12 protein-coding genes are annotated in these 12,990 nt (G+C 63.2%); 5 read left to right on the forward strand and 7 right to left on the reverse strand.

Annotated elements, in window-relative coordinates:
* Positions 1-23 precede the first annotated feature (23 nt).
* Positions 24-686, reverse strand: a complete 663-nt coding sequence (msrA, locus tag ACFOOQ_RS15570) for a peptide-methionine (S)-S-oxide reductase MsrA (protein ID WP_379728320.1) — start codon at positions 684-686, stop codon at positions 24-26.
* Positions 687-857: 171 nt separating this feature from the next.
* Between msrA and ACFOOQ_RS15575 the strand changes: the two genes are divergently transcribed.
* The 4 genes from ACFOOQ_RS15575 (at position 858) to ACFOOQ_RS15590 (ending at position 4,824) form a co-directional block, all read left to right on the forward strand.
* The gene (locus ACFOOQ_RS15575) at positions 858-1,796 is read left to right on the forward strand and encodes a DMT family transporter (RefSeq protein WP_379728322.1); all 939 of its coding nucleotides are present in this window, start codon (positions 858-860) and stop codon (positions 1,794-1,796) included.
* Entirely contained in the window at positions 1,793-2,131 is a 339-nt protein-coding gene (locus ACFOOQ_RS15580; protein WP_379728324.1) for a DUF1491 family protein, read from the forward strand. The genes ACFOOQ_RS15575 and ACFOOQ_RS15580 overlap by 4 nt, the downstream gene beginning before the upstream one ends.
* Before the next feature lie 194 nt (positions 2,132-2,325).
* A complete protein-coding gene (locus ACFOOQ_RS15585; RefSeq protein WP_379728326.1) occupies positions 2,326-3,159 on the forward strand; it encodes a flagellin in 834 nt (277 codons plus the stop codon).
* Between the two features lie 237 nt (positions 3,160-3,396).
* Complete coding sequence (locus tag ACFOOQ_RS15590; RefSeq protein WP_379728328.1) at positions 3,397-4,824, forward strand: DUF1217 domain-containing protein; 1,428 nt, start codon at positions 3,397-3,399, stop codon at positions 4,822-4,824.
* A 39-nt stretch (positions 4,825-4,863) separates the two neighbouring features.
* On the opposite strand, the gene ACFOOQ_RS15595 is transcribed toward ACFOOQ_RS15590, so the two are convergent.
* From ACFOOQ_RS15595 to ACFOOQ_RS15605, 3 genes are read right to left on the reverse strand one after another with little or no spacing between them, the layout of a single operon-like run.
* A complete protein-coding gene (locus ACFOOQ_RS15595) occupies positions 4,864-5,904 on the reverse strand; it encodes a flagellin (RefSeq protein WP_379728330.1) in 1,041 nt (346 codons plus the stop codon).
* 2 nt (positions 5,905-5,906) lie between these two features.
* Positions 5,907-7,319, reverse strand: coding sequence for a flagellar hook-associated protein FlgK (gene flgK / locus ACFOOQ_RS15600; protein ID WP_379728332.1), 1,413 nt, complete (start codon positions 7,317-7,319; stop codon positions 5,907-5,909).
* Between the two features lie 40 nt (positions 7,320-7,359).
* The gene (locus tag ACFOOQ_RS15605; RefSeq protein WP_379728334.1) at positions 7,360-8,700 is read right to left on the reverse strand and encodes a flagellar hook protein FlgE; all 1,341 of its coding nucleotides are present in this window, start codon (positions 8,698-8,700) and stop codon (positions 7,360-7,362) included.
* Positions 8,701-9,192: 492 nt separating this feature from the next.
* Between ACFOOQ_RS15605 and ACFOOQ_RS15610 the strand changes: the two genes are divergently transcribed.
* Entirely contained in the window at positions 9,193-10,059 is an 867-nt protein-coding gene (locus ACFOOQ_RS15610; protein WP_379728336.1) for a flagellar hook basal-body protein, read from the forward strand.
* Positions 10,060-10,080: 21 nt separating this feature from the next.
* Here ACFOOQ_RS15610 and ACFOOQ_RS15615 read toward each other — a convergent pair whose 3' ends face one another.
* The 3 genes from ACFOOQ_RS15615 to ACFOOQ_RS15625 form a co-directional block, all read right to left on the reverse strand.
* Complete coding sequence (locus tag ACFOOQ_RS15615; RefSeq protein ID WP_379728338.1) at positions 10,081-11,514, reverse strand: sensor histidine kinase; 1,434 nt, start codon at positions 11,512-11,514, stop codon at positions 10,081-10,083.
* Positions 11,511-12,236, reverse strand: coding sequence for a response regulator (locus ACFOOQ_RS15620; RefSeq protein WP_379728340.1), 726 nt, complete (start codon positions 12,234-12,236; stop codon positions 11,511-11,513). Before ACFOOQ_RS15620 ends, ACFOOQ_RS15615 begins: the two co-directional genes overlap by 4 nt.
* 112 nt (positions 12,237-12,348) lie before the next feature.
* Positions 12,349-12,990, reverse strand: coding sequence for a TIGR02466 family protein (locus tag ACFOOQ_RS15625; RefSeq protein ID WP_379728342.1), 642 nt, complete (start codon positions 12,988-12,990; stop codon positions 12,349-12,351).

Genomic DNA, 12,990 nt, shown 5'->3' on the forward strand with positions numbered 1-12,990 from the left:
TAAATCGGAAAATTACAGGAAAATCATGCCGGAACGCCCAGGCCGATCGGGCAACTGACGCCGGTGCCACCCAGCCCGCAATAGCCGGCGGGATTCTTGGCCAGATACTGCTGGTGATATTCCTCGGCATAATAAAAGGCCGGTGCGTCGAGGATTTCCGTGGTGATCCGGCCCCGCCGGACCGCCGTCAGAGCCGTCTGGTACAGGTCGCGCGAGCGTTCGGCGGCCTGACGCTGGGCCGGCGAAGTGACGTAAATGCCCGAACGGTACTGGGTGCCGACGTCATTACCCTGGCGCATGCCCTGGGTCGGATCATGGTTTTCCCAGAACACCCGCAGCAGGGCGTCGTAGGACATCACCTTCGGGTCGAACACCACCCGGACCACCTCGTTATGGCCGGTCAGGCCGGTGCAGACCTCTTCATAGGTCGGATTCGGCGTGTAGCCGGCGGCATAGCCGACCGCGGTGCTGAATACCCCGGCGCCGGCCTGCCAGAATTTCCGCTCGGCGCCCCAGAAACAGCCCAGGCCGAACAGCGCCAGTTCCATCCCCTCCGGAAACGGCGGCGCCAGCGGATTGCCATTGACGAAATGGCGCGCCGGCACCGGCATTACCGCGTCACGGCCCGGCAGGGCGCGCTTGGGCTCGGGCAGTTCGGTCTTGTGGCGGGGGGCAATGGACCACATGGCTCTCTCCAGGATCTGATGGCAGCCGGACCTGATGGCGGCTGTGCACATAGATTGGGTGGCCCGGGGACCGGGTCAAGACAGCTTTCCGTGAGCGGCCATTCCGCCCGCAGCCGGCCCGGGGTATGGTGCCGGACACAACGATAAAACGATAACATAACAGTCCGCCTCATGAATCCTGCTGCCTCCCCCCGCCTGTCCGGCGCCTTCTATACCCGCCTGCTCGGCCAGGGCACGCGGCGCGGGGTGACCTCGATGATTCTCGGCATGGCCTCCTTCGTGACTAACGACATGCTGACCAAACTGGCCAGCATGTCGACGCCGACGGGGCAACTCGTCTCGATCCGCAACATCACGGCGACCCTGCTGATCCTCGGCCTGATTGCCGTGACCGGCCAGGCACGGGAACTGCGCCGGGTTGCCGATCGTGTCATCCTGCTGCGCAGCAGCCTCGATGTGGTCGCCACCATTCTCTACCTGATCGCGCTCTTCCACATGCAGATCGGCAACATCACCGCGATCAATATGGCCACCCCGCTGGTGATGACCGCGGCCGCCGCGCTGTTCCTGCGGGCCCCGGTCGGCTGGCGCCGCTGGAGCGCCGTCGCCGCCGGCTTCGTTGGCGTGATGCTGATCGTCCAGCCGCGCGCCAGCGGCTTCAACGCCTATTCCCTGCTGGCGCTGGCCGCCGTGGTCTTCATCGTCGCCCGCGACCTGACCACCCGCCGCCTCGACCCGGCGATCCCCTCGCTGGTGGTTACGCTCGCCAATTCGGTCTTCGTGCTGTGCAGTGCACTGGCACTGTCAACCATGGAGGGCTGGGTGACGATCGGGCCGCGCGAATACGCCCTGCTGATCGCCTCGGGACTGTTCCTGATCTGCGGCTATCTGCTGATCGTCGATGCGTTCCGTCATGGCGACCTGGCAACCGTCGGTCCGTTCCGCTACACGGCACTGGTCTGGGCGCTATTCTTCGGCCTCGTCGTATGGGGCGATATCCCGAACAGCCTCGCGATCGTCGGCATCGTCATCGTGGTGGGCAGTGGCCTCTATGTCCTGCACCGCGAACGGCTGAAGGCACGCGATGCCGCGATGGACGGGCCGGCATGAGCGAGCCGCGCCTGAAAGCCCGGATCGTCGTGCAGGCGATCCTGCGCCGCTACGATCTGGAGGCGATCCCCGCCTATATCCGGCGCAGTGGCGATCCCGATGCAGGCACCATCCTGCTGAAACTCGCCATCAGCCGCGACAGTGCCATCATCCTCAGCCAGGCGCGCGACGCCGACGGCCGGGCCGGCTGGCTGCGCGTCGGCGGCGATCAGCCGCTTTCCGAACAGGACGCCGAGGCCGCCATCGAGAAGGCAATCCGACGCGACCCGGATCTCTATGTGATCGAGATCGAGGACAGCAAGGCCCGCATCCTGGTGGACGGCCTGCTGCTCTAGCGACCGCGCCGGTGGCCGCCGTCGATTTCAGAATATTTCTTCTCACCGACACGACATGTTTCAACGCCGGTGCGTCCGGTCGCTTTGTAACGGCGCTTGTCTGCCGTCAGCCTTTCGTTGTACCCGCGCCAATCCCCTGCCTAGGTTGACCCCGGCCCGAACGGCCAGGTGCAATCCTAGAACAGGAGACGATCATGTCGAATTCCGTCAATACCAACGTCGGCGCCCTCGTCGCGCTGTCGTCGCTGCGCTCCGTTAATGGTGAGCTCGACAAAACCTCCAAGCAGGTCCAGACCGGTTACAAGGTTGCCGATGCGTCCGACGACGCCGCGGTGTTCGCGGTTGCCCAGGGCATCCGCGGCAACATCAAGGCCTATGCCTCGGTGCAATCCTCGCTGGCTGCCGGTGAAGGCCTCGGCCAGGTGACCGCTGCCGCGCTGACCGGCGTCTCGAACCTGATCGGCGACGTGAAGGCGAAGTTCGCCAACCTCGCCGACGGCTCGCTGACCACCGACCAGCGCACCGTGTACCAGAATGATGTCACCCAGCTGATCGGCCAGATCCAGAATTACGTCAGCCAGGCGACCTACAACGGCAAGAACCTGCTGAGCGCCAGCACCACCGGCACCGCCGTGTCGTTCGTGGCCGACGTCACCGGCACCACGCTGACCCTGCAGACAACCTCCGACCTGGCTTCGGCCGTGTCGACCTTCTCGAGCCTGTTCACCACCAACTACACCGCGGCATCGAACTACGGTTCGGCGATCAGCGACCTCGGCACCCTTGAGTCGCTGGTGAACTCGCTTTCCGCTTCGGTGGCGGCGCAGTCGCAGTCGATCACCCTGCAGAAGGGCTTCGTCGACGACCTGGTCGACGCGACCAACAAGGGCCTCGGCGCCCTGGTCGACGCCGATGTCGCGGCCGAAAGCGCCCAGTTGCAGTCCCTGCAGGTGCGCCAGCAGCTTGCCATCCAGGCGCTGTCGATCGCCAACCAGCAGCCCAACACGCTGCTCAGCCTGTTCCGCTAACCGGCGGTCCGGATCCGGGAGGGGCCGCCACCCCTCCCGCCTTCCGGCATGCAGGCAAGGTTCGATTGCGCGTTTCCGTCGGGCGGCATTCCGTCTGAAATATTGTGAACTTGTGTTTCAACGGCCGTTTTCCGCCCTTTTCCTGCCATTGAACCCCTAGATTAGAAGGGGTGACCGGCATGATCGGCTCGTCCGCCGCCAGCGTTGCCGGACCGCAGCCAGAAAGGCGGTGACATCATGACCATCGATCTCAGCGTTCTGTATGGCAGCGCCAGCACGACCAGCAGCACCGGCACGCAATCCGCATTGGCCGCCTTCAAGAAGCTGCAGGCCACGGCCGAGGCGAACCAGGCCGCCGACAGCGCCAGCACGACCGCCGAGAAGCTCGCCGCGCAGCTGCGCGATATCGACAATGCCGGCATCCAGACCCGGAATGCACAGTACAAGCAGATCAACGCCCAGGTCGAAAGCGACCAGACCTATTTTCAGAACCGCATCGCCACCGCGACATCGGTCGACGAGCTGCTCAGCGACAACCGCTTTCTCAAAGTCATCGCTTATGCCAACGGCTATGGCGATACTTATACCACCAACCCGCAGCACCTGCGCGATATCCTGACCAGCGATCTCAACGACCCCAATTCCGTGGCGCGTCAGGGGTCCGTGCAGGATCTCGAATTGGCGAAGAAATACAACTTCGGCGCCACCGGCACGCTGACCGACACCAACGGCAATGCCGTCGGCCTCGATGCCAGCGGCAATATCGTCAACGATAATACGGCCGTCACCCCGCTGCCGGCCAGCCTGGCCAAGTTGCGCAACATCACCGTGAATTCAAACGGTTTCGCCCAACTCGACCCCTCGGGTAACCTGGTGATCGCCGGCAATGTCGGAAACAGCGATGCCAACGCCTACAGCAAGGCACTGAGCAAGACGTTGCTGACCGAGGAGACCGCCCCGGACAGCACCGATACGAGTTACGAATACGACAGCGAGGATTATCAGCGCTATATCCAGCGCACCGATGTCCAGACGGACGTGCAGTATTTCAAGGACAACATCGGCTCGGTGAAGACCGAAGACGACCTGTTCAAGAATACCCGGCTGCTGAACTTCATTCTCAAAGCCTACGACCTGGAGAGCGACGAACAGTATCCGGGCAAGATCCGCCAGATCCTCGACAGCGACCTGACCGACGTGAATTCTTTGGCAAACCGCTTCCAGGACCCGCGCTACCAGCAACTGGCGAAGGACTTCGATTTCTTCAATTCCGGCACCACCAAACTGACCAGTTCGTCTACCGTCGACAGCATCGTCAACAAGTACCAGCAGACGTCCTACGAACAGAATCTCGACGAGCAGGCACCCGGCGTGCGCGTCGCCATCGAATTCGAGCGACGCATCAAGGATGTCACTTCGACCGTGCAGGTGCTGGGCGATTCCGTGTTGCGCGAGGTCATCACGACGGCGAATTACATTCCGCCGGAACTGGCCTACCAGGACACCGATGCCCAGGTGGCGACCGTCGAGAAGAAGGTGAACGTCACCGATCTGGCAAAGGACCCGACCGCCGCCGAGAAACTGGTGGAGCGTTATCTCGCCATCAAGGACAGCGGCAGCAGCGGCAGCTCGGGGAACAGCTACCTGCTCGACCTGTTCGCCTGACCTGCCGGCCGCACCCAGGCGGCCGGCCCCGGCCAACCGTCACTTCAGGTAATTGATCAGCGACAGGTTGAGCAGGCTGTTGGTCACGTAGTAGCTGGCCTGCAGCGCCGTCTGCAGGTTGGTAATCGTGGTCGACACGACGGCTGGATCCACATCCTGGATCTTGCCGATGCGAATCTTCAGCGTGTCGACCGTATTCGCCTGCTGGCTCTGGATCTCGGTGAGCTGCTGCTGATTGTAGCCGTTTGCCGAGGCGATGCTTTTGAGCTGCGAGATCGCGGTGTTCAGCTGGTTGCGCGCATCGTCCACCCGGGCCTGGTAATTATTGGGGTCGGTGGTGACATCGGCGGACGCATCGCGGAAACGGACGACGGCGTCGATCAGGGTCTGGAAACCGTCGGCGGCACCGGACACGCCGTAGGAGACCTGCTCGCCGTCGTCGACATAGAGCTGCACCTGGTTGGAGTCGAAATACCCCTGCACCGTGCCGGTGGTGTTCAGGTAATAGTTCGCAGCGGTGGCATAGGGCGCCGGCGGAACCGCAGCGGCATTGGCCGCCGGCGTGAAGGTCGTGTAGTTGGTGCCGGGCACCGCGCCGGCGGCATAGGTGGTCGATATGGACGACAGCGGCGCGATGCCAAGCGGATTGTTGGAGTAATTAGTGCCCGAGAACAGGTAACGATCGCCGTCCTTGACCTGCAGCAGGGTGCCGATCTGGTCGAGCAGGCTGTTTGCCTGTACCGCCGGGGCCGAGGTCGCCGCGAAGGACGGGTCGCGATTCTCGATCATCATCGACTGGGCATTGGTGGCCAGGTCGATGATATTCTCGATCGTCACGGAATACAGGTTCACCCGGTTGAGCGCCGTCTGCACGCCGGAACTGTAGTTCTGCACGGTGCCGAGCTGGGACTTCAGGTCGCCGAGCTGCTGTGCCTGCGACGAAACGCCGACCAGGCCATTGGCCTTCAGGCCGCTGGAAAGCTGCTGGGTCTGTTGATTCAGCATGACGTTCAGCAGGCTGATGTTGCGGGTCAGGCCGAGCTGGCGGCCGAGCTGGCTGCTTCCGGTGACGGCTACCATGGTTAGCTCCCGACGCTGATGATCTGGTCGAACATCTGGCTGACCGCATTCATGATCTGCGCCAGCGCAGCATAATTGTTCTGCAGGGTTTGCAGATTTGCCATCTCGGTATCGACATCGACGGCGGTGAGATTGAGCATTTTCTGGTTCAGGGCGTTCTGCAGGTTGTCCGCCGTATCGCGGTTGGTCTCGTTCTCGTCGGCCGCCTTCGCGTGGTAGGCAAGGACGCCGTTCATCAGGCCGAAGACCGTCACATTGGAAATCTGCAGGCCGTTGGCTGCTCCGGCCGGGTTGACCTGCGCCGCGGTCAGCTGGGTGGTCTCCATCGCCTGCTGCACAGCACCCATGCGCGTCGCATCGACGTTCGCCGGTGTCGTTACCAGCGCAGGGTCGACCGCAAGCGTGCCGGACGGGTCGGCGGCATTGAAGGTGAAGAACTGCTCCACACCGGCGGTCGCCGGATCGTCATAGGCATTGTTGACGACAGTGGCGACATTGGTGGCAAGGCTGTCGAGCTGGTTGAAGAACTTGGCCAGCGTGCCGACATTCGGGTCGTTGCTCGACAGGGCGGCCGCGCTGCCATCCAGATAATTCAGGTCCGCCGTAATCGCGCCGGTATGAAACCCGTCAGTGACATCGCTGCCGGCCCCGTTGGTGATGGTATTGGTGGTCGGATTGTAGGTGAACGTCTGCGTCGACGAACCGGCGACGATCTGGGACCCGGTCTGGGTATAGACGCTCATCGACCCATTGCTGTCGACGATCGTGTTGACGCCGACCAGGCCGGCCATCTTGGTAACCTCGGCGTCGCGCAGATCCTCCAGATCGCCAGTCGGGTTGCCGGCCGCCTTCTGGCTGACGATCTGCGTGTTTAGTTTGGCGATCTGCTGGGCGGCATCGTTGAGCGTGCCGACATTGGTCTGCAGGTCCTGCTGGGCCTGGGTCTGCAGCTTGGATTGCAGGCCGGACAACCGGTTGATCTCGGAACAGAGTTCCTTGCCGCGCTGCACCACCAGGCCCTTGAGTGCGGTATCTTCCGGCGTCGCCTCGAGCTGTTTGACCGCATCCTCGTAATTCGTCATCAGCGTCGACAGCGTCGCCGCGCTGCCGGTGCCGTTGCTGGCATCGAGCGCGTCGGCCAGCCCCTGGGCATTGTCGGCCGCCACCGACAACTGCTGGAAACTGGCTAGGGCGCCGTAATAATCCTTCTGGATTTCCGGCGCGACCGCCCGGGTGATGCTGGAGACCAGTGCCGCCTGCGGCTGGCCGCCCGCGCTGGGTGTGGTCAGGTTGACGACCTTGCGGCTGTATCCCGGGGTTTGCGCATTCGACACGTTACCGGACACCACCCCGATCTGGGACTTGATGGTGGACAGCCCGGTAACGGCCGTATTGAGTGCGGATGAAAGCGACATGTCGGTCGACCTCTCGCCTAGATGACGGGCTGCTGCGACATCACCGGATGATGTTCAGGGTGTCCTGCAGCAGCTCGTCTGCCGTGGTCATGATCTTGGCATTCGCCGAATAGGCGCGCTGCGCCACGATCAGCTTCGAGAACTCGTCGGCGATATCGACATTCGATTCCTCGACGGCCGACGAGACGAAGTCGCCGGCGCCGCTGGCACCCGACTGCACCAGCACCGCCGCCCCCGAATTCGGCGTGGCGACAAAGGCATTGCCGTTGACGCGGTCGAGTTCGGTGGGATCGTTAAACTTGGCGATGGGAATCTGGTAGAAGGTTTTCACATTGCCGTTGTCGAAGGTGACCGAGACGGCACCGTCGGAGCCGATCGCCAGGCTCTTGAAGGTGCCCTGCGGCACGCCATCCTGCTTGAAATCGTTCAGGGTCAGCGTATCGCCGGCATATTGCGTGGTGCCCGACGTATTGCCGTATGACCCGAGGTCGAGGGTGATCGCCTGCGCACCCGAACCGAAATCGAGATTGAAGCTGAACGAGGCATCGTCGTCGACCGCGCCGGCCGCCGAGGCGGTCAGGCCGCCCGCCGAGGTGAGGCCAGAGAGGGTGCCCGGGGTGACGGTGCTGCCGCCGACGGCGCCGCCGAAATCGACAACCGCCGGGCCGAAGCTTGACGGCGTGCTGCCCGGCACATTGACCTGCAGCGACCATTGGTTGCTGCCGAGGCGGGTCCAGATCAGGTCGACATCCTGGGCATTGCCCAGCGAGTCGAAAATCTGGATCGAACTGGCCGGCAGGGTGGCCGGCAGGTTGCCGCTGGCGTCCTGCACGTTGGATGGCAGGTTGGCCGAGTAGTTGACGAGATTGGTGGCGACCGGTGCATCGAGCAGGTTCGACACCCGCACCTGCTCGGTATGCGAGGTATCGATCACGCCTGTCGCCGGATCGACCGGCCAGGCCTGCAGATAATAGCCCGACGAGTTGACGAGGTAGCCGTCGTTGTTCTGGTTGAAGTCGCCGACGCGCGTGTAATAGCTGGTCGTCTCGAAGGTCGGCAGCCCGGTGGTCGCATCAACGCCATTCGCCTTGGACACCGGGATGAAGCCGTTGCCGCTGATGGCGACCGAGGTGGTCGCGCCCGGCACCTGGGTGATCGAGCCCTGGATGTTGTTGGCGAAGAAGGCGTTGTTCAGCACACCGCCGGGCGAATGGGTGTTCGACTGCGCGCTCGACTGCGTGATCAGCGTCTGGAAGCGCGATTCCACGCGCTTGTAACCGGTCGTGCTGGCATTCGCGACGTTGTCCGAGATGTAACCGATGGCGGTGGACTGGCCGTTCAGGCCCGAGATCGCCGTCTGCATCGCACCTGTGATCGACATGGTCTTTCGCTCCGAGTGAAAGTTGTTTCGTCCGGAGATCAGCAAGGACCGTGCCGATTTATGACTCTCATCCTATTTCCGCCGTTTTCGGCGGTTTCCACTTTCACACCCTGATCCGTTAACAGATCGGCGAAAATTCCTACCCGGCAGCTTTTTCCAAGGTGGGAAAATTCTGCTTAGTTTATAGCTATTTACCAGTAAAAAGCACAATTTTTCCAGTCCATTTCTGGTTACATCTATTAACATTATTGCGATTTGTTTCCATACGTAAAATGACATGAGAAAAGAACAAAAATAGATCAATGCTCTAATGAATTCCGGGGTTTATCGTGATCGCTGCTTGCGACGAGAGACGGCCGCATGGCCACCGCCCCGCCCCGCCCCGCTGTCGCGGAGCGGCCGATTGCCGCCGCCGGCATCGCAAAAACGCCGGCATGCCGTCCGGCACGCGGCTTGCTCTATCTGTCACGACGCAATCACACGGACAGACCCATGACCATCTTCGGATCGATCAATACGGCAGTGGAGGCCCTCAACGCCTTCTCGGTGAAGATCGGCAATATTTCCGACAACGTCGCCAATGCCAGCACCACTGGCTACAAGACGGTCGACACCCAGTTCTCCGATCTGGTCGCCACCCGGTTTCAGGGCAGCCCGGTGCTCAACGCCACCCGGCAGGGCGGTGTTACCGCCGCCTCCACTTTCGCCAACCGCAGCCCGGGACAGATCGTCCCCGACGACAGCGGCAGTTCGGCCGCGGTCAGCGGCAACGGTTTTTTCCCCGTTGCCAAGGCCACCGGGCTCGATCCGGTCACCGGGGAGCCGACCGGCTTCGAGACCACGACCTATTACACCCGTCAGGGCGACTTCCATCTGGATGACGGCGGCCACCTGGTCAATTCGGCCGGCTATTACCTGATGACGGGGACAGTCAGCGGCGGCGGGTCACCGCAGGTCTTTACCATCAATACCGCCGACCCCGCCCTCGCCGCCGGCCTGTCGGATGTCAGCATCAATGACGGCGGCATGGTGGTGGCCAACCTCTCCGACCACAGTACCGTCAAGCTCGGCCAGATCCTGCTGGCCAACTTCCCCGAGCCCGATGGGCTCGACCGTGTCGACGGCATCGCCTTCCGCGAGACCGCCAAATCCGGCGGCGTGGTCTATGGCAGCGCCGCCGACGCCGGCAACAGCGCCGGCGTCGGTACGGTGAAGGGCAGCGCGCTGGAGCTGTCGACCGCCGACACGACGGACCAGATGACCCAGCTGATCCAGACCCAGCAGGCCTACTCGATGAACAGCCAGATCATCACGATATCGAATGCAATGCTGCAGACCGCGGTCAATCTGAAGACCTGACGGCCGCGCGGCGGGGCCGCGTCAGGCGGCCGCGCTGCAGGGCAGCGCGATCTCGACTTCCAGGCCGTGCGGCCGGCGGTTGCGCAGCCGGATATGGCCGCGATGCTCGATGATGATGGTCCGGGCAACGCTCAGGCCCATGCCAAGGCCGCCGGTCTCGCTGTTGCGCGAGGCGTCGACGCGATAGAACGGCTCGAAGACCTGCTCCAGATCGGCCTCGGGGATGCCCGGCCCGCTGTCGCGGATAATCACCCGCGCGCCGAGCGGATCATCTTCCAGGATGACATAGGCGTAATCGCTGTATTTCACCGCGTTATCGATGACGTTCATCAGCGCGCGTCGCATCGCCGTCGGCCGGCAGGCCACGATCATATGGGCCGGCCCGGCATATTCCACCACGGCGCCGGCATCGTTCCGGTCGTCGCACAGGCTGCCCAGCAAAACCGCCAGGTCGACGCGTTCGACCTTTTCGGTCCGCGGGTCGAAGGAGGCGAAGGCCAGCAGCTGGTCGGTCAGCATTTCCATGAAATGCAGTTCGTTCAGCATGCGCTGGCGCTGGTCGGCATCCTCCATGTACTCCGTGCGCAGCTGCAGGCGGGTCAGCGGCGTGCGCAGGTCATGCGACAGCGCCAGCACCAGCTCCGACCGGCTTTGCACGAACTCGTTGATCTTGGCCTGCATGTCATTGATGGCCGCGGCAATGGCACGGAATTCCGCGGGCCCGCGCTCTTCGAGGCGGACCGGATCCTGCTCGGCGTGCCAGCTGCGCACCGAACTGACGATCGCCTTGAGCGGCCGCAGCAGCCGCCAGGTCGACCAGAAGGCCAGGCAGCCGATGATGATTGCCATCAGCGTCAGCCACAGCACCGGCAGCAGCCAGTGCGGCAGGCCCGGTTCCGGCCCCTTCGGCACCAGCACATGCCAGTTATCGTCAGCATCCTTCAGCCAGACGGCAAAGACGCCGGGCACCAGAAAATTCTCCACGTTTTCGTTGCCGGGCGGCGGTCTCATCTCCGGCGGCCGGCCGGGCGCAAGAAAGATATGCAGCGGCAGTCCCAGCGGCCCGGCGCCCCGATGCAGCCGCCGTGGCGTGATGCGCACTTCGCTGATCCGGCTGTTCTTCACGGCCTCCCGTAGCCGCGCCTCCAGGTGATAGAACGGCCAGGGTGCCGGTTCACGGTGCAGCAGCAATTCGTCCTCGTCCGCGGGAATCTCCTCGAACTCGGCCTTGGCGTCGATCGCGCCGGTCTGCGCATAATGGGCAATGTCGCGGACGATGGAAGATGCACTGTAGAGCGGCAGTTCTTTCGGCCGCGCCCAGTCGATCAGCAGGATCGTGCCGATCTGGGTGCCGACAATGCCCAGCAGAATGGTAATGGCAATGCGCCAGGCAAGGCGGTCACCGGCCAGCCTGCCCAGCCCGCGCCCCAGCCCCGCGGTCAGCCCGTGGATCATGCGTCCTGCAGTTGATGGATGTCCGGGGTGAATATATAGCCGCCGCTGCGGACTGTCTTGATCAGGTCGGGCATGTTCGGATCGACTTCGATCTTGCGGCGCAGCCGGCTGACCTGGACGTCGATGCTGCGGTCGAACAGCACGCTGGACCGCCCGCGGGTCAGGTCCAGCAACTGGTCACGGCTGAGCACGCGCTGCGGATGCTCGACAAAAGCCAGCAGCAGATCAAATTCGCCCGAGGTCAGCGGCAACAGGGTGCCGTCCGGCGAGCGCAATTGGCGCTTGCCGATCTCGAGAACCCAGCCGGCGAAACCATAGGCCTGCGGCCGGTTGGCGTCTTCTGCATTGGCCAGAGCCGCGCGGCGCAGGATCGCATTGATGCGCGCCATCAGTTCGCGCGGGCTGAACGGCTTGGTCAGGTAGTCGTCGGCACCAAGCTCAAGCCCGAGTACGCGATCGGCCTCGCTGGACAATGCCGTCAGCATCAGGATCGGAATCGTCATTTCCTGGCGGATGCGGCGGCAGAGCTGCAGCCCGCTTTCGCCCGGCAGCATGAGGTCGAGGACGATCAGGTCGAAACGACCGGTCCGCAGGGCCGCCATCATGCCCTTGCCATCGGCGGCCGGCGTCACCCGGCAGCCGTGCTCGCCCAGGAACCGCATCAGCAGGGTGCGGATCTCACGGTCGTCATCAACAATCAGAATGTGCGGGGAGCGTGACATGGGGAAGCCGATCGAATCTTGTTGTCAACATGATGCCAGTGCGCTTCCGGCAATAAAAGTACCGGATTGTAACAGTGTGTTGCGATCCGATATGGAACCTATTCGGCGGTTTTCAAACGGAAAAATTGAATGCGACGGAGATCCGGATGCCGTCTCCGTCATAGCTCTGTACAGAATGGGTTAACCATGAGGGGAAGATCAGCAGCTTTCCGGTCTCCGGCAGGACGCGTTCGCCGAGTCCCGCCGACACACAGCCCTTGATCGCCATCTTGAGCAGCGGATTGTAGGCCATCGGCAAAGGCCCGCGCGGATCGTAGAACTCGATGGCGCCGCCCATGCCCTCGCGACCGCCGATCCCGCCATCGTCGACATAGAAACAGCCGGACCAGAAGCTGCCCGGATGGCAATGCACATCATTGGCGTGGCCGCTGCGGTTGATGTTGGCCCAGGCGTTGACTTTCCACGGCAGCGTCTGCCGCGCCAGCCCGTCGGCGGTATAGACCATGGTGATCCGGTCGATGGCGGCGCGGATCACCCGGAAGATCTGGGTGGCCGCCTCGCCGCCCCAGCTCAGCAGATCGTCCTTCGACTGCCAGCCGCCCCGGTTGCTGTGTCCGACCCCCGCATCGCCCTGCGACCGCTGCACGATGGTCTCCCGCAGGTCGCGCAGCAGCCCCTCGCACCCCGCCAGCCGCATCTGCACCAGCGGCGTGGCAAACAACTGGCGAATCTCGCTGTCAATCTCGGCTGTCAT

Origin of the sequence: Ferrovibrio xuzhouensis (assembly GCF_042648965.1) — a bacterium.
Taxonomy (GTDB): Bacteria; Pseudomonadota; Alphaproteobacteria; order Ferrovibrionales; family Ferrovibrionaceae; genus Ferrovibrio; species Ferrovibrio xuzhouensis.